Here is a 15134-nt window from a genome sequence, read left to right as displayed (position 1 = left end):
GCCTCGCGGCGCCGGCCTGTTCGTCACGCGCGCTTACTGCTTGCTTTTGCGACGAACGACGATGCGAAACGGACGACCGTTAGGCCGCCGGATCACCTTCCCGGACTTGAGGCGGATGGTCATTGTGTAGATAACCTCGCCCTCTTCGCCCGAGGAGCCGAACATGTCTTGCTGTTGCTGCGACATGGTTCTCGCCTCCATAGGAGACGGCTCGAACACCAAACTCGTGATCTTGAAATCGCAGGCCAGCGGCCTTAGAATCCCAAAGCTTTCCGCAAAGCACACGAGAGACTTCTGGAGCCTGTTCAGAAGTCTTTTCCCCAGAAACGGTCAAGTTGGCGCTTGGCCGTTTCGCCTTTTCAGATCTCACCCTTCCCCCTGAGCTTGTTGAACCGCGTCTCCGCAGCCTGCGCCGAGACGCCGAACATCAGCTCGATGTGCACCGCGCTCGCGACGCGCTGATGCTTTATCTGGTCGAGGGGCATCAAGAACTCGGCGGCGAACGTGTTGGCCTGCCACTCCGAGTCCTCGAACATCCTGCACGTCCCACTGGCGTCCCGGTGGAAGGCGCGGCGGTGCGCCAGTGCGAGGTGCCCGAGTTCGTGCGCGATGGTGAACAGCGCGCGAGGCTCGCCCCGGCATGCCGCCTTGTAGACGCTGAGCCTGATGGTCAGCGTGACGGTGTCGGGCACCCAGCACGCCTCGACGCCGCGCGGCAACTCGGGGTCGTTGTCATCGACGACATCCACGGTAACGCCATACTTGGTCAGATCCTCCAGCGTCCGCTCGGCGTTGAAGCGCGGCCCGGTGATCCCGAACAGTTGCCGCAGCCGCATCGCGTGGAGCCGGATGTCGGCCGTGCTACGCGCCGCCACCTTGAACCCGTTGCGGGGGCCATGTCCCACGATCGTCATTTCTTCTTACCCCCTTGCAGGCCCTGGAGCAGCCGCTTGAAGGCGTCCACGTCCTCGGTGCTCAAGGACGACGACTGGACGCGGGCGAAGCCGGCGACGAGCATCTGGTGCTCACGCGACAGGCCCTCCAACGACACGGACTGGTTCGACGCGTCCGCAGCGGCGCCGAGGTTGGCGACGTTGACGCCGTGGACGGCGAAGTAGTGTTCGATCTTGGCGACCCACTCCGTGGGCACCTTCTTCCTGCCGGTCTCCATCGCGCTCAGGAACGAGGGCGTCGTGCCCAGCGCATCAGCCATCTGCATCATCGTCACTCCTGCGTCGATCCTTGCCTTCCGTACCTTCTTTCCAAATTCAGTGAGCATTGAGTCCTCCGGGCTGGTTGCGGGTTGAGGTGGCGGGTTAAGCCCGATATGGCAGACGAATTTCACCACAACGGTTGAATGGTTGCAACTGGGCGGTCCTGGCATCGCACCAAAGCGGGCAAGTGTTGCGCCGGCGACACACCGGTAGGGCGGGAATCCGGGCCGTGGCCTCGGCGAGCAGTGACCGCAAGGTGTGGTCAGCTGCCGCGTTGGCGGTGGCGTAGGGATCGAGGTTGAGGGGCGCCATGCAGGCGCCGGAGACTCGCGCGGATGGGCGCGACGAGATGACGAGCGCGAGCGCCCGAGAGACAATAGACACGTTGACCGTCCTCGTTGACAGGAAGGTTGACCACGCACCTCGGACGGTTGCCGCCGTCGCGGGGTGCACCTACACCGGCGCCTTGCCGGGCGCGGTGTCAGCGGAATGCTATGGTCTTTGGTAGCAGGAGGGCGGAATCGGTAGGAGTTGTCCCGAGACCGCAGGCCGGCGCCGTCGTAGTGCGTAGCAGTACGGCGCAGCCGTTATGATTACGGCGTAGGCCGCTTTCGAGGAATCATAATCCGCAGGTCCGGGGTTCGAGTCCCTGAAGCGCCACCAGACAAATCAACGGGTTACGTCGCAAGGCGTAGCCCGTTTTCATTTTCGGGGCCGTGGATATCAGACAGTTGTCTGATATTTGGCTCGCCCAACAGCTCCAAGGCCATGCCTCCCGGTCGGGGACCGTAGCACACTACACTGTATGCCCATACAGGGTCACCGAGGCCTACGACGGCGACCTGCACCGGCATGTCCGCACGGCCCGCTTCCGCCGCCTCGACGACTACAAGGACATCTGTTTTTTATCGAGCCACCTCGCAGGCATCGATCACGGCCTCGAGCTCGGCGACGTAGCCGCGGAGCTGGTGGCGCTCTGCCAGCAGCGCGCGGGCCTTGTCATGCACTGTCGCATCTGCCGGCAACTGGTCGGTGGCCAGCGCCGGTCGCTGCGGCCTCTCGTGCACGCACGGCACAGCCACCGGGATCTCGACGCGCACCGGCCGCAGCGATTCGCAGCCAGCCAGCAGGGCCACCGCGCCGAGCAGCCAGATCTGCCGCGTCATGGGCGCACCTCCGCGTCGATCAGCATGCAGCTCGCGGCGCAGGCGTCGAGGCCCACCGGCAGCCGCTGCGACAGGATCCGGTCCGCTGCCTTCCGATGAGCCTCTGCCTCCCCGCGTGCGCGTTCAGCTGCCGCACGAGCCGCCGCGATCCGGTTGTCCGTTGCGGTCTTGAGCGCCTCCACCGCTCGGTTCTGCTCGCGCACGAGGTCGCCGAGGTGCTCGGCGCGTTGCTCTGCGACCTTGAGCCTGGGGCTGTAGTGCCACCAGGCAGCTGCGACGCCCGCCGCGAAGCCCAGCACGGCGCCGAGCGCCAAGCCCTGCAGCCCGAAGGTGCGCATGGTCACCTCGGCGCCGCAAGATTGCCGGCGAACGCCCCGCCAACCTCAGCCGCCAGGAACAGGCCGAGGTCCCACTTCACGATGTCCGCCCAGAGCTCCTGCGACAGATCGCCGAGCAGCAGCAGGACGGTGGCGACGATGAAGACCGTCGCCGCGAAGATGGCCTTCTTCTCGAATACCTTGGCCGGGTTCAGAGCTTCCATCAGTCCATCCTCTCAGATCGAGTTCTGGCAAGCGACCGCGCCCGCCTCATAGGCCCGGCGCAGCTGCTGCTCAAGCCACGCGCGGGTGACGACGCCGCATCCGCCCTCGGCCGCGCAGCGCTGCGCGTCGTCCGGTGTCATGACGATGTGGCTTTCCTGGGGTTCCGCTGATGCCAGCACCGTGGTCGTGAAGACCACCAAGACAGCCGCCTTCATGGCTGCACCTCCGCGACGCTGAAATGCCCCGACCGCCCCCACTCCGCACAGAGCTCGGCGGTTGTCGCGCGCCGGTTCACCAGGCCCTGCAGGACGACCTTGCGCCCGTTGACGGTCCCGTAGACCCACCTCGGCATCTGCGCGCATGCACCGGCGAGGTCGCCGGCGTTGGCCAGCCGCTGGATCGTTGTGCCCTGCAGCGCGGCCGGCCCGAGGTTGAACACCATGTCGATGAAGCTGGCCTTCACGAAGTCGTTGTAGGAGTCCCAGTGCCGCAGCGCTGACGCGGCCTGACGCTCGGCCTCCAGGTAGCGCGGCAGCTCCAGACGCCTGCAATCCTCGGCGGTGTAGTACCGGCCTGGCACGACTTCCGGCCCGGTGATGCCGGCGCAGACCGTCCACGGTTGCCCCTTGCCCAGCTTGTCGACGTAGGGCGTCCCGATGTGCCGGCCACCGCTCTCGTAGTACGCGCCGATCTCCATCGCCAGCAGCACGGCCGGCGACGGCGCGTCGCGGGTGGCGACGTAGGTGCCGATGCCGGCACCACCGGCCGCGATGACGAGCATCACGCCCAGCAATCGGCTGCGCAGGACCGAGGGGACCGCGCTCACAGGCCCCCCGCTGCGGTGTCGCCGGCCTGCCGGCGCTCGCGGCGCCGCTTGACGATCTTGTCGCGCACCAGCACGTAGGTCTGCAGCACCGTGTACAGCAGCGTCGCCGTCAGCACGAGGATCTGCAGCAGTTCGGCGAGGTTCATGCCGCCGAGCGTGGCTGCCCAGGCCACGAAGACCTTGATGATCCCCACCCTTGCCTCATGTTGCTCGTTCACGGCATCCCCCTCTCGTCAGGCGTCAGGAATGGCGAAGCTCGGCAGCCCCACCATGAAGGACTCGGTGTTGTCGGATCCAGCCCCCGCGCGACCGTCGAAGGCACTGGCCCAGACGATGCGCGTGCCATCGCTGTTGGACGTGGCCTGCGGCTCGTTGAAGTACGGTCCCCCGCTGCTGTGGTGCTCCGCGATGTGCAGGACCCGGCCCGCCGGCTTCAGCTCGACAGCCATCACGCGGTCGTACATGTACCGGCAGGTCGCGGCTGGCCGCTGGCTGCCGTAGTTGGCGTAGGAGGCGTAGGTCGACACGATGACCCAGCCCGGCCGCTTCTCGCTGATGATCCCGCTGATGTGCGCACCGCAGGCCTCGCCGCTGGTCGGGTACAGCGTCAACGGCAGGCGGAACGACGCCTGCGTGGCCATGTCGTAGGCCCGGAGGTAGCCGGCGTCCTCGTCGTAGGCCAGGTAGACCAGCAACTCCTCGCCGTTCGGCCCGAGCGCCGTGTCCATGTGCTGCGGCTGGTTGAACGCCTTGTGGCTTACCGGCACGTAGCCGGAATTGCTCTTGGCGTCACGCGGCATCACGTAGTTGCCGGACGATGCGCCGCCGTTGGAGAAGTCGGCCCCGAACACCACGTAGTTGCCCCGCGGGCTGATGGTGACGTTGTTCGGCCAGTTGCCTCCCAGCGCCCAGCCGATGACTTCATCCTCCTCGCGGTCATAGACGATGGTGCCGATGTAGGCGAAGCTCACCGACTGCCGGCACGCCAGCGCCCAGTAGCGCCCGTCGTTGCTCGGCCGGCCCTCCGACAGCGTCGAGCACCGGCCCGTGGCCTCGAATCCCGGAGGCAGCTTGCCGGTCAGGTTGAACAGCGTCTTCGAGGTGCCAGTCGTCAGGTCGTACTCACTGAACGACATGCCCCCGTTCTGCGCGGTGAACCAGAGCTTGTTCGGGTCAGTCGGATGCCAGAACGCTTCGCAGTCGCCGGCCATGCCCGGAATCGAGCCGTTCACCCCGCCCTGGTTGATCTGCTGGAACGTGTTGGCGTCGAAGACGTACCAGTAGCCGTTCGTGGTCTGCACCAGGTAGCGCGTGCTGTCGCAGTTGAACGGGTTGCGGCGGCTGTACTCGTGGCGCAGGCGCGCCGAGCCGTTGCCCTCGCTGCCGGCGACGGTGAGGCGGTAGACGCGCGTGCCGTGCAAGGCGTCGATGTAGCCAGGCGTGGCGATGCTGCTGGACTTCGCCGGCTTGCTGGCCAGGGCGTAGGTGCGGTTCGCCGTGCTCTGCGACAGCTGGAAGCTCGGATCGTAGTACTCGTCGAACGTCGTCTCGATGTTGGCCGGCGGCGGTGGGGGCGGCGGTGGCGGCGGGGGCGGAGGTGGAGGCGGCGGGGGCGGCGGGGCGGGTGCGTCCGCCGGCGCGCGCATGGCCATCGGGCTGCAGGCGATGACGGTAGCGACGTGGTGGCGCAGCATCAGACGTCCTTTCCGCGGATGACCAGGCCGATGCCCGCGTACTCGCTGCCCACGCTGTCGGCGATGATGACCGGATCCCAGTTGCCGACGGCGGTGACCTGCTTGCCCACCGCCACCATCTGCACGTAGTCGTTGTTGCCGTCATTGCGGCCCGTGATGAGCGGCCACTCCGCGCTGTACGTCGGCATGCGCGAGCTGTCCCACCACGTGTAGCAGCCCACGACCAGGCAGTGCGAGTAGGTCGTGGTGGCGAGGTCGATCAGCAGCTCCGCTCCGCTGCCCTGGTAGACGTCGAGGGTGGCCGGGGAGACGTCGAGGATCGCGGCATGGAACGGGCTGATGCGCAGCGCGACGATCGACATCCAGCGGCCGCCGGTCAGCTTGAAGGTCACGTTCCCGCTGGCCTGCGCCACGGCCGTCCAGGCCTCCAGGTGCAGGTAGCCGGCTGTCGAAGGTGGCGTGGCATCCACCGGGCCGGCGCGCGAGGTGTACGTGTTGGAGTCGCTGTAGTCCCCGAGGATCGTGTCGACCACCACGGCACCCGGCGGGCTGCCCTCGTAGTGGTACACCGCGCCGAACACCAGCAGGAGATCCCCGGCATTGACGCCGTTGATGGTCGTCGTCACCTGCGACGCATCGGCGACCTCGCCGTGGTTGTAGCCCAGGATGGCCGGTGCCGTGGGCGTCGGCCCTTCTCCCCCACCCGGCCCGATCTGCGCGGCAGCCGCGATGGCCCCGATCAGCGCTCCGATCATCAGACCGCCTCCAGGTCGCCGCTGCAGACCCACTCGTCGGTGCCGATCTTCACCAGCGTCGCCAGGGCGTACTGGCCCGACAACGTCAGGTTGCGGTTCGCGCGCTTGCGGATCGTCACACCCGCGCCCGCGACGATGCTCGACGCACCGGTGCCGAGCTGGTGAATCACGACGGTGCTCCCGACGGGGAATGCCACCGCACTGTTCGGCGGCACCGTGGTGGTGTTGGAACTGCCGCTGTTGCGGTTCACGACGCTGTTGCGATCGGTGAGTTGCAGCGTGTAGTTCGCGCCGGTCTGCGTGTTGACGCCCAGCGCGGCAGGCGCCTTGCTGTCGAGCGCGTCCTGAAGGCCCGCCACGGTGCTGATGGCCTGGGTTCCGCTGTGGTTGGCGCGGTTCAGCAGGTAGGTGTCCGAGGCGTTGGCCGTGGCGCCGTCAGCCACGTTCAGCAGGGTGCGGACCTGCTCGGCCGTGAGGTCTTCCGGGTCACCGGTGCCGGCGCTGGCGCGGCCCTTCAGGGTCCCGCTGCCCATGTTGGCGAGCTTGGCGTTGTTCGTAAGCTTCCCCGATCCGCAGACACCCCATAAGTAGAACTTTCTGGCATGTTTTCCCCAGCCAGGAGGTTCCATGAAGAAGTCCCGTTTCACCGAGACCCAGATCGTCTCGATCCTCAAGCAGGCCGACGCCGGCGTGCCGGTCAAGGACATCTGCCGGCAGGCCGGCATCAGCGTTCCGACCTACTACAAGTGGAAGTCGAAGTACGGCGGCCTGGAGGCCTCCGAGCTGCGGCGTGTCAAGGACCTGGAAGCGGAGAACGCCAGGCTCAAGCGGATGTACGCCGAGCTGGCGCTCGACAACGCCGCGATGAAGGATCTGATCGCAAAAAAACTGTAGGGCCGGAGCAGAAGCGCGAGGCCGTGCGGTACCTGGTCGAGGTGCGCACGCGGCCCCTGAGCCGGTCCTGTGATTGCGTTGGGTTGTCGCGGGCAGCGTGGTACCAGCCGCCGGTGCACTGGACGGTACGGGATGCCGAGATCATCGCGGCCCTGGCCGAGGTGGTCGAGAATCGCCCGAGCCGCGGCTTCTGGAAGTGTTGCAAGGTCCTGCGCCGTGCGCGTCCGGACTGGAACCACAAGCGAATCTACCGAGTGTACAAGGCGATGAAGCTCGATCTGCGCCGCAAGGCCAAGCAGCGGCTGCCCAAGCGCGAACGCGTACCGCTCTACGTTCCCCTGCTGCCCGATGCCGTCTGGTCAGCGGATTTCATGGCCGACGCGCTGGCGTGTGGCCGCCGCTTCCGGACCTTCAACGTGGTCGACGACTTCAACCGCGAGGCGCTGCACATCGAGGTCGACACCTCGATCTCGTCCACGCGCCTGGTCCGCATCTTCGAGCAGCTCAAGCGCGACCACGGCCTGCCGCAGGTCCTGCGTACCGACAACGGCCCGGAGTTCCTGGGCGAGGCCTTCGTGCAGTGGGCCAAGCTCAACGGCATGGCCATCCGGTACATCCAGCCCGGCAAGCCCAACCAGAACGCCTACATCGAACGCTTCAATCGGACCTTCCGCGAGGAGGTCCTGGACCAGCACCTGTTCACCCGCCTCGACGACGTGCGCGAGGCCGCGTACTGGTGGATGCTCGAGTACAACGAGGAGCGTCCCCACGATTCGCTCGGCGATCTGACCCCGGCCGAGTACCGCCAACGCGTCGCCGGAAGTTCTACTTTTGAAATGCCTGCTTGACGGGGAAGCTTACGCTGCGGCCTCCTCGCGCAGCTCCTCGCGGTCCATGACCTCGCGGTCCAGCGCCGACTTCTCGACGCGGATCTGGTTGACCGACATCCGCCACTGCGCTTTGCTCATCTGCTTGTTCAGCATGTCCTGAGGTCCGCGAAGCTGCCGGATCAGTCCGTAGGGAGCACCGTCACGCTTGCGGCGGTAGGCCCAGCCCCCAGGGTCGCGAACAGCTGACCGCCCCGCTTTCCAGCCTGCATCGCCATCGATCCATCAGAACGCACCGGGACGCAGCCGCAAGGTGGGCGTGATCGCATCCCAAAGTGCCACGACTTGCGCTTCGCTCAGCGTCGCACGCTTCAAGAAGGGGGTCTTTGCCTGCTCCTCCAGGCTCTTGGGCGGAGAAGGGATGTAGTGGCCGTTGTAGAGGTACAGCTCGATGCTCGGGCGAGCCGGATCGTGCGAGGTCTCGTTGCCATGCAGGCGCAGGCCATGACCGGGAACACGCGCCGAAGTGACATCGGCCGGCTCGCGCACCAGCCACTCCTCGTAGGGCTGGCCGTGGATCACCCGCTCGCCCTTGCGCAGCGTCCTCATGCCGGCGAACACCATCCACTTCATGATGCTGCCGGAACGTTGCAGCATCGTCTCGTCCTCCCACACGGAGGTGGTCTGCTTGAAGAACAGGTAGACGTCCGGCGTGCCTTGCAGGTGGAAGTTCGCCACCACGTCCACGTCCCGCATCGGCCCGCCGCGGAAGAACCCATGAGGGAAGCAGTCGCCAGGTTCGGTGGGAATCTCGTCCTCGCTCCGCCCACGCAAGCGGCTGATCACCGAGCGCAGCTCCTCCAGCTTCGCCGGGACGTCGCTGCCCTGTCTGCGGTAGAAGCTGTCGTCCTGCAGTTCCGGGTAGGTGCCGTCAAACGCCTTGATCTCCGCACAGAATGCGACACCGCCATCCCACCATCTTGCCTCCAGATTCCTGCGTGCGCGCGTTGGCGTCGCCGGGCTCTCGGAGATGTTGAAGATCAGACCTTCCGCGGTCGGCCACACCTGGGACAGGAAGGGAAACTTCTCGTCCGTTGCAACGAGTCGCTGTGCTTCATAGCGCTGCTGCAGCGTTCTCAGGAATCCCCGGAACCCAGCCCGATCCATCGGCTGCGTGCTCACCTGAATCTCCGATTTGCCGATAGTGAATCGATGTACCGGATTCAGAACGAACTCTTCGGGCACATCGATGAGGTAACGCCCTACGCATCGGGTCCGCATTCTTGCGGTGAGTCGTTCTACGAATCGAGCTTCTTCAGCAGACATGGCTTCAATTCGTGCGGAGCATCCAGAAGACCACGGAAACAGCGGCAAAGCCAAGGCGGACTTGATCAGGTTTCTTCGATGCATCGTCATCCAAGGTCCTCGTACATCATGAACTGGGATTCGCGCACACGCTGTGCGATCCGGACGATGGCTCGCAGCGTGAACAGCAATGCTTTGGCACTCCCCTCGCCCTTCGGATTGAACGCCGGTTCGTGCTCCACTTCGACACGCATGAAGCCTTGGCAATGTGGCTTGGGCGCGAGCCCGGAGTGGCTGGGCACCGTCCCGTCCCCCGGCGCATCGGGTGGCGAAATGACGAACTCCGCCTGATCCACGGTTGAGCCATTCAGTCGTACGGAACGGCGGTCTTTCTTCTGGTGCAGGACGATCCCGTTATCCAGTTGATCCGGAGGTGCATCGCCTTCCAACCAACGGTCCACCGGCTCGACCGGCGGTCCCGCTTGCATGACCCATGCAACGCTTCCATAGGCCTTGTGGCGGTTGCTGTCGCCGATGAACGCATAGGTCTGTGCGTGGTAGCGATGAGCGATCCTTCGATGAAAAACCCTTACGCGTTCGAGGATCAGCCGCTCGTAGCCTCTCCATTCATCCTCAACCTGCTGTGCCCGTTTGACCGGGTCGCGCTCCTCGTTGACGGGATTCATCAATGCCGGATCACACAGCGCCCACCAAACCCCTCGAGCGGAATAAATCTCTTGATAAGGGTTGCCACTCCGCGGCAGCGCCACCTCCTGCCCATCTCCGCGGATCTTCAGCCAGCCATCGCCGTACTCGGCGCTGGGCAACAGCTGCAGCGGCCCCGGCGCGGTCGACAGCACGGCGGTCATTTCTTCCGCATTCGCGCCGATGACCTGGGCCGCCGCCCAGCCTGCCAGGGACCCGTTGGTCTCGGTACCCGCCTTCATCCGCCGGTAGACGGCTGCAGCGCCTATGGCCGGCATCACCCCGTGCACGATGCCAAGGATCCGGTCCCGGTAGCCGAGCACCTCCGAGCAGTACCGCGCCACCAGGCCGCCCATGCTGTGCGTCACCAGGATCACCTTCTCGCAGCGCATGCGGTCGGTCTGGTTGTAGCGCGCGATGATCTCGTCGATGCGTGCCCCCAGGGTGTGCGCAGAATCAACGTTGTCGGCCAGCCAGTTGTAGCCGCACGCATGCACCGGGAAGCGGTAACGGTAGCTGAGCCGGACCTCCTCGTGGGTGAGGCACGCTTCGCCCACCTCGGCGCCCAGCGCCTCCTGCATCAGCCGCACCCTCAGGCCCTCGCGGGCCCGCGAGAAGTCGTTCAGGTGCTCCTCGAGCCAGCGCAGCGCGCCGCTGTAGCTCATCGCGGAGATCTCCCCCCAGCCGCGACGCCGCAGCTCTTCCGCCGGCACGGCCATGTCTTTGGGAACCTTGCCGTCCTGGTCGACCTCCATGACGCCCGGCTGCAGGAACTTCTTCCGTGTCTTGGGACCACGGAAGATCCACGCCAGGGCCGACAGCGCCCCGTCCATCCGCCAGCGGGGCCCGTCGTCGCCCTTGGGTTTCAGGTTGCTGCCCATCACGCCCGGCACGAAGATCACCGGGATGACGCGGTCGGGCACCATCACGCACTGTGCGCAGCTCTCGTCGGGTGGGGTGAGCTGCGAGTGCCAGACGGGTCGCCCCCGCCCGTCGAACTCGGGTTCGATGCGTCGTACGGTTTCGTTGCGCTCCAGCGTTTCGGCCATGGTCAGACCTCGTCCAGCATCCGCAATCCCACCCCCTCGGGCAACAGGCTGCGCTGCAGGCCGCTGCGCCCGTGCGCGTCCGTGACGCCGCGCACGGTCGTGCCGTCCTGGCGGGTGATCTCGAACCGGCGGCCGACGACCGGGGTCTCGTCGAACGGCCAGACCAGCTTGAACTCCTCGTCCAGCGGCAGCGGCCCGGGCCAGGCGTTCAGCTCGGCCGCCACCGTGCTGGGCCCGGCGAACCGCTTGCGCGCCGCACGCACTGTGAACTTTCCGGGGCACTGGCAGGTGATGCCCTGTGCGTCGATCGTGATGCACGCGCCGCCTGCGGTGGCGAGCACGACGCGCGTGGCGGCCGCCCAGTCGATGTGCGCATGACGCGAGCGCACGTCGACGAGCCCGTGGGCGGCCAGCTGCATCGGACCGTCCTGCGCCTGGCATTCCACCGGACCTTGCGCGGCGACCATCGTGAGCCCGGTGCCTGCAGCCCCCTCCCCTGGCCCGACGGCCCCGGCGAGCACGCCGATGGCCTGGCCGGTGTGCAGGCGGGCCTGTCCACCCACGGCCTGGTGCACGTCGCGGCCCGCCGCCGTGTGCAGCACCTCGCCTGCGGCCAGCAGCACGTCCTGCCCCGCAGTCAGCGCAAGGCCGGCCCGCGCGCAGATCGCGACGAGCGGGTCGGTGACGTGCGGCACCTTGTCGTCGGCAGCCCGGGTGTGACGCCGGTCGGCGTCGTCGCAGGCCCGCGCGAAGTCCTGTGCGTCGACCGTGCCACGCAAGGCCTGCTGCAGCGCCTCGAGCGGCGCAGCCTGGTCGCGGAGGCGGCTGCTGCCAGGTTCATCGCTGCCTTCGTGACCCGCGAGAGGGACGCTCCCATGGGTCCGCGCCGCGTGGCTGAACTGCGCGGCCTGCCCGACCATCTGCCGGGCCAGCGCAACGGCCGGCGTGGCATCCCCTGCGGGTGTGGCGGGCTGGGCCGGATAGCTGCTCAGCATCAGCCCCCGGCCGCCGCGGATGGCCCCGTAGGCATCGGTGCGCAGCTCCAGCCCCAGCCCGCGCAGGCTGCCACGGTGGTTGTCGGCATAGTGCAGCAGGTGGCCGAGCTGCAACCAGCTCGCATGCTGGGTGGTGGCCGCACGCAGCGCCAGCTGGGCGTTGCTGTCGTCGAAGCGCAGTTCGTTGGCCCCCGTACCCTCGAGTTCGCAGCTCTTGATGCCGCCCAGTGCCGCGGCGTTGTGCTGGGCCTGCGCCGCCGCGCCATGCCAGGCCGGTGCGTGTCCACCGTCGCAGAGGTTGCCCTGGGCACTCGGCCGGTGGTCGGTGCTGTGGTGCAGGACCTCGGTGTGCGCCGTGGCGGTGGCTCCACCCGGTGTGGGTGGAACACCGGCTTCGCCGCGACCGTTGTAGAGCGCGCCCAGCACGATGGGGCGGTCGATGTCGCGCTCCTCGAAGTCGACCAGCACCTCCTGTCCGATGCGAGGCAGGAACTGGCTGCCCATGCCCGCACCGGCCCAGGGCTGGGCCACGCGCACCCACAGGCTGTGGGCACTGGCCCCCGGGTGACCGGCCTCCTGCCAGTGGAAGCGCACGCGGATGCGCCCGTAGCGGTCGGTGTGGATGCCCTCGCCTTCGGTCTCTCCATCGGGACCGACCACCAGCGCACTCTGCGGACCGGAGACCGTCGGCCGCGTGACGGGCTGCGGGCGCCAGGGACGACGCGCATCGATGGCCTGGAAGACGTTGGCATGGCCGTGCACGGCGGCCTCGCGGCGCACGGCATCGGGCAGCTCGCCGCTCAGGGAGCAGGGACCGAGGCGGCGCGCCACGGCTTCGATCAGCTCCCTGGGGAGATTGTTGATGCCAGCGCTGGTCACCGCGGTCACCAGCAGTTCCAGGGGTTCGCCGGCGGCCTGCGGAGCGTCGTGCACGGTGATGCGCCGGCCCGCACGCAGGCTGCGCACGGTGGAACGGCCCTGGTAGCGGCAGGCGGCGGCCTCGAAGGCCTGGGCCTGCAACCAGGCATGGCGTTGCACCGCCCGGTGCGGGACAGCACCGTGCACGGCCAGGCCGGTGCCGGGGGCGTAGTGCTCAAGCCGTGTGGCGTGTGGACCCTGTGCCTGGATGGGGACGCTGGCAGTGTGGCTGCGGCGATGCTGCGGGTCCCAGGCCAGCACGGTGACCAGGCCGGGATGCAGGTGCTCGCTGCACGCGAGCCACTGGATGGTGTCGCGCGCGGGCTGGCTGCTGGCGCGGTGGTGGCGCAGCCCGCCGTCGGCAGCGTCGGTGGGATCGCGCGGCAACCGGGTGCTGTCGGCAAAACAGACGAGGCGGTGCTGCGCAGGGGCCTCGGGGTCCTCCTCGACGTACCACCCCAGGCCTTCTTCCGCGAACAGCCGCGTGAGGAACTGCAGGTCGGTCTCGCGGAACTGGTTGCAGCACGGCCGCGGGCCGGCTTCGGCGATGAACGAAGCGACTTCGTCGGCCAGGCGCCACGAGGCCAGAGGCTGGCAGGACCGGAACAGGTGCTCGGCGATCTGCAACGCGTCCTGTTCGAGGAAGGTCTGGCTGCGCCACGTGAGATCCAGCGCCGCGAGCCAGGGCCGCAGGATCAGTTCGTAGCGCGCCAGGCCCCCGTCGCTGTGCAAGGCCACCGCCTGCGTCACGAGGCCGCTGCGGTGACTGCTGCGGCCGTCGGCCAGCCGGATGCGCAGGCGCAGCGGCTGGCCGAGCAGCGCAGCGAGGTCGAGGTGCGCGTCGGTCGAGAGCACCGTCAGGCGGTACTCGAAGACCTCGTTGAGCGCCTCGTGGCCGCTGTAGGCTTCGAGCAGCAGACCGTCCGCGGCGCGGCCTTCCAGCTCGTACAGGCGGGTCTCGGCGCTGAAGGCCACGCCCGACGCGCGCGCCATGGCCTCCAGGGTGGCATCGGCCCCGTGTGTCATGCAGATCACCTCCCCGATCGTCTTGTTCTTCTTGGCGACGCGAGACCGCATCCCGGCAGGTGCGGGCCTCGCTGCAGGCGCGCGTCGCTTCTGTGGTCGTTCGTGCACGCGCCTTGAGCCGGGCGGCAGTCTCGCACAGCCTGACACCGCTGCCGCACACCCAGGATGCGGGGAAATCGAAAGCGATCGTTACCGGCCGCAAGTCGGCACGCCAACGCCGCGAGGAAGCATCCGGTCGCCGTGCCGGAGCCCGCCGGGTTCGGGGCTCAGAACACGAGCGTGCGCCAGCGCAGGTCGCAGGCCCGTGCCATGAACTGCACCGCGCCGCCGTGCCCGGCGCATTCGGGGATGAGTTGCTGCGGGTCCAGGCCCTGCGCGTGCAGCGCGTCGGTGCAGGCGTAGAGCCTCGCCCCATGCGCGACCGCTTCGCGCATCGCGTCGCCGACGGTCTTGCGATGGTGCGGGCTGGCGCGCAGCGCGTCGGCCACGCCAGGCACCAGCAGGTGCACGCTGCGCGCGGTGAAGTAGATCTCGACCGGCACGTCCATCGCCGCGGCGGCCGCGGCATGGAAGAACGGCGTCACCAGGCGGTGCGGCGCCGCGGGGTCGGTGGCCCACAGCAGGATCGCCACGCCTTCGGCTTCGTGACCGGCATCGCTCATGGACGTTCGACCTTGTTGAGCCAGAGGTAGTGTTCGACGGCGCCGCGCAGCGCCGCGCCGCGCCGCAGGTGAGGTCGGTCGGCCTCGAAGTCGGACACGCGCAGGCGCACCAGCCAGCCGTCGCCATAGACGTCCTTGTAGGCCAGTTCGGGTTCCTGCGCCAGCCGGGGATTGACCTCGACCACCTCGCCGCCCACCGGCGACTTGACCGAGACGATGGACTTGGCCAGCTCCACCACCGCGACCGAGCGGCCGCGCTCGACCCGCGTGCCCACCGGCTTGGGCCGGCACATGTAGATCTCGCCCGCCTCGCGCGCCCCCACCGAGGTGATGCCGACGGTGGCGGCGCCGTCCTCGTGCAGGCGTGCCCACACCTGGTGCTCGACCAGGATCCAGAGCTCGTCGGGAAACTCGAAGCCGCAGATGTTCATGGGTGAACGGGATGGCGGAGGGGAATGGGAGTCGAACCCACCCAGCGACGCATGGCGTCACCCACCGGGTTTGAAGCCCGGCCGACCCACCAGGATCGTCTCCCCTCCGCGGAGTTGCAGGAACC

General features: G+C 67.7%; 19 protein-coding genes and 1 tRNA gene. 1 reads left to right on the top strand and 19 read right to left on the bottom strand.

What is annotated here, in order from left to right:
- Window positions 1–33: 33 nt before the first annotated feature.
- The 12 genes from IS481_RS04085 to IS481_RS04030 all read right to left on the bottom strand — a co-directional run bounded on the left by IS481_RS04085 (window position 34) and on the right by IS481_RS04030 (window position 6826).
- Window positions 34–186: a hypothetical protein gene (locus tag IS481_RS04085; RefSeq protein ID WP_170067427.1), complete on the bottom strand. Its 153-nt coding sequence runs from the start codon at window positions 184–186 to the stop codon at window positions 34–36.
- Window positions 187–359: 173 nt separating this feature from the next.
- Entirely contained in the window at window positions 360–914 is a 555-nt protein-coding gene (locus IS481_RS04080) for an ImmA/IrrE family metallo-endopeptidase (RefSeq protein WP_104355978.1), read from the bottom strand.
- The gene (locus tag IS481_RS04075; RefSeq protein ID WP_104355977.1) at window positions 911–1279 is read right to left on the bottom strand and encodes a helix-turn-helix domain-containing protein; all 369 of its coding nucleotides are present in this window, start codon (window positions 1277–1279) and stop codon (window positions 911–913) included. Before IS481_RS04075 ends, IS481_RS04080 begins: the two co-directional genes overlap by 4 nt.
- Window positions 1280–2119: 840 nt before the next feature.
- A complete protein-coding gene (locus tag IS481_RS04070) occupies window positions 2120–2380 on the bottom strand; it encodes a hypothetical protein (RefSeq protein WP_104355975.1) in 261 nt (86 codons plus the stop codon).
- On the bottom strand, window positions 2377–2724 hold the full coding sequence (locus tag IS481_RS04065) for a hypothetical protein (protein ID WP_146079505.1): 348 nt from the start codon (window positions 2722–2724) through the stop codon (window positions 2377–2379). The genes IS481_RS04070 and IS481_RS04065 overlap by 4 nt, the downstream gene beginning before the upstream one ends.
- Window positions 2721–2921, bottom strand: a complete 201-nt coding sequence (locus tag IS481_RS04060) for a hypothetical protein (RefSeq protein ID WP_104355973.1) — start codon at window positions 2919–2921, stop codon at window positions 2721–2723. Before IS481_RS04060 ends, IS481_RS04065 begins: the two co-directional genes overlap by 4 nt.
- 12 nt (window positions 2922–2933) lie before the next feature.
- Window positions 2934–3137, bottom strand: coding sequence for a hypothetical protein (locus tag IS481_RS04055; RefSeq protein ID WP_104355972.1), 204 nt, complete (start codon window positions 3135–3137; stop codon window positions 2934–2936).
- Window positions 3134–3703: a lysozyme gene (locus tag IS481_RS04050; RefSeq protein WP_104356193.1), complete on the bottom strand. Its 570-nt coding sequence runs from the start codon at window positions 3701–3703 to the stop codon at window positions 3134–3136. Before IS481_RS04050 ends, IS481_RS04055 begins: the two co-directional genes overlap by 4 nt.
- Window positions 3704–3744: 41 nt before the next feature.
- Window positions 3745–3966 (bottom strand): hypothetical protein, encoded by a 222-nt coding sequence (locus tag IS481_RS04045; RefSeq protein WP_132765587.1) that lies wholly within the window; start codon window positions 3964–3966, stop codon window positions 3745–3747.
- Window positions 3967–3981: 15 nt separating this feature from the next.
- Window positions 3982–5442 (bottom strand): YncE family protein, encoded by a 1461-nt coding sequence (locus tag IS481_RS04040; protein WP_170067426.1) that lies wholly within the window; start codon window positions 5440–5442, stop codon window positions 3982–3984.
- The gene (locus IS481_RS04035) at window positions 5442–6197 is read right to left on the bottom strand and encodes a hypothetical protein (RefSeq protein ID WP_104355969.1); all 756 of its coding nucleotides are present in this window, start codon (window positions 6195–6197) and stop codon (window positions 5442–5444) included. The genes IS481_RS04040 and IS481_RS04035 overlap by 1 nt, the downstream gene beginning before the upstream one ends.
- The gene (locus IS481_RS04030) at window positions 6197–6826 is read right to left on the bottom strand and encodes a hypothetical protein (RefSeq protein ID WP_147280040.1); all 630 of its coding nucleotides are present in this window, start codon (window positions 6824–6826) and stop codon (window positions 6197–6199) included. Before IS481_RS04030 ends, IS481_RS04035 begins: the two co-directional genes overlap by 1 nt.
- On the opposite strand from IS481_RS04030, the gene IS481_RS04025 reads away from it, so the two are divergent.
- A protein-coding gene (locus tag IS481_RS04025) for an IS3 family transposase (RefSeq protein ID WP_194963337.1) occupies window positions 6825–7939 on the top strand; the annotation gives its coding sequence in 2 pieces (ribosomal slippage) (window positions 6825–7077 and window positions 7077–7939; 1116 coding nt in all). The genes IS481_RS04030 and IS481_RS04025 overlap by 2 nt on opposite strands.
- A gap of 9 nt (window positions 7940–7948) precedes the next feature.
- On the opposite strand, the gene IS481_RS18620 is transcribed toward IS481_RS04025, so the two are convergent.
- The 7 genes from IS481_RS18620 to IS481_RS03995 form a co-directional block, all read right to left on the bottom strand.
- Window positions 7949–8200: a portal protein gene (locus IS481_RS18620; RefSeq protein WP_473206046.1), complete on the bottom strand. Its 252-nt coding sequence runs from the start codon at window positions 8198–8200 to the stop codon at window positions 7949–7951.
- A gap of 3 nt (window positions 8201–8203) precedes the next feature.
- Window positions 8204–9334, bottom strand: coding sequence for a T6SS immunity protein Tli4 family protein (locus tag IS481_RS04020; protein ID WP_132764154.1), 1131 nt, complete (start codon window positions 9332–9334; stop codon window positions 8204–8206).
- Window positions 9331–10977, bottom strand: a complete 1647-nt coding sequence (locus IS481_RS04015) for an esterase/lipase family protein (RefSeq protein WP_104358409.1) — start codon at window positions 10975–10977, stop codon at window positions 9331–9333. Before IS481_RS04015 ends, IS481_RS04020 begins: the two co-directional genes overlap by 4 nt.
- A gap of 2 nt (window positions 10978–10979) precedes the next feature.
- Entirely contained in the window at window positions 10980–13916 is a 2937-nt protein-coding gene (locus IS481_RS04010; RefSeq protein ID WP_170067482.1) for a type VI secretion system Vgr family protein, read from the bottom strand.
- Between the two features lie 266 nt (window positions 13917–14182).
- Window positions 14183–14578, bottom strand: a complete 396-nt coding sequence (locus IS481_RS04005) for a DsrE family protein (RefSeq protein WP_104358407.1) — start codon at window positions 14576–14578, stop codon at window positions 14183–14185.
- The gene (locus IS481_RS04000) at window positions 14575–15009 is read right to left on the bottom strand and encodes a glycine cleavage system protein H (RefSeq protein ID WP_194963336.1); all 435 of its coding nucleotides are present in this window, start codon (window positions 15007–15009) and stop codon (window positions 14575–14577) included. The genes IS481_RS04005 and IS481_RS04000 overlap by 4 nt, the downstream gene beginning before the upstream one ends.
- 12 nt (window positions 15010–15021) lie before the next feature.
- Window positions 15022–15117 (bottom strand) — tRNA-Sec (locus IS481_RS03995).
- Window positions 15118–15134 lie beyond the last annotated feature (17 nt).

Source organism: Caldimonas thermodepolymerans, from assembly GCF_015476235.1.
GTDB lineage: Bacteria > Pseudomonadota > Gammaproteobacteria > Burkholderiales > Burkholderiaceae_C > Caldimonas > Caldimonas thermodepolymerans.
This window is presented reverse-complemented; position numbering and strand designations above follow the sequence as displayed.

Excerpts from the sequence above, each read along its gene's own strand:
- IS481_RS04085 (WP_170067427.1), bottom strand. The coding sequence starts at position 186 with ATGTCGCAGCAACAGCAAGACATGTTCGGCTCCTCGGGCGAAGAGGGC.
- IS481_RS04080 (WP_104355978.1), bottom strand. The coding sequence starts at position 914 with ATGACGATCGTGGGACATGGCCCCCGCAACGGGTTCAAGGTGGCGGCG.
- IS481_RS04075 (WP_104355977.1), bottom strand. The coding sequence starts at position 1,279 with ATGCTCACTGAATTTGGAAAGAAGGTACGGAAGGCAAGGATCGACGCA.
- IS481_RS04070 (WP_104355975.1), bottom strand. The coding sequence starts at position 2,380 with ATGACGCGGCAGATCTGGCTGCTCGGCGCGGTGGCCCTGCTGGCTGGC.
- IS481_RS04060 (WP_104355973.1), bottom strand. The coding sequence starts at position 2,921 with ATGGAAGCTCTGAACCCGGCCAAGGTATTCGAGAAGAAGGCCATCTTC.
- IS481_RS04055 (WP_104355972.1), bottom strand. The coding sequence starts at position 3,137 with ATGAAGGCGGCTGTCTTGGTGGTCTTCACGACCACGGTGCTGGCATCA.
- IS481_RS04050 (WP_104356193.1), bottom strand. The coding sequence starts at position 3,703 with ATGCTCGTCATCGCGGCCGGTGGTGCCGGCATCGGCACCTACGTCGCC.
- IS481_RS04040 (WP_170067426.1), bottom strand. The coding sequence starts at position 5,442 with ATGCTGCGCCACCACGTCGCTACCGTCATCGCCTGCAGCCCGATGGCC.
- IS481_RS04035 (WP_104355969.1), bottom strand. The coding sequence starts at position 6,197 with ATGATCGGAGCGCTGATCGGGGCCATCGCGGCTGCCGCGCAGATCGGG.
- IS481_RS04030 (WP_147280040.1), bottom strand. The coding sequence starts at position 6,826 with ATGGAACCTCCTGGCTGGGGAAAACATGCCAGAAAGTTCTACTTATGG.
- IS481_RS04020 (WP_132764154.1), bottom strand. The coding sequence starts at position 9,334 with ATGACGATGCATCGAAGAAACCTGATCAAGTCCGCCTTGGCTTTGCCG.
- IS481_RS04015 (WP_104358409.1), bottom strand. The coding sequence starts at position 10,977 with ATGGCCGAAACGCTGGAGCGCAACGAAACCGTACGACGCATCGAACCC.
- IS481_RS04010 (WP_170067482.1), bottom strand. The coding sequence starts at position 13,916 with ATGACACACGGGGCCGATGCCACCCTGGAGGCCATGGCGCGCGCGTCG.
- IS481_RS04005 (WP_104358407.1), bottom strand. The coding sequence starts at position 14,578 with ATGAGCGATGCCGGTCACGAAGCCGAAGGCGTGGCGATCCTGCTGTGG.
- IS481_RS04000 (WP_194963336.1), bottom strand. The coding sequence starts at position 15,009 with ATGAACATCTGCGGCTTCGAGTTTCCCGACGAGCTCTGGATCCTGGTC.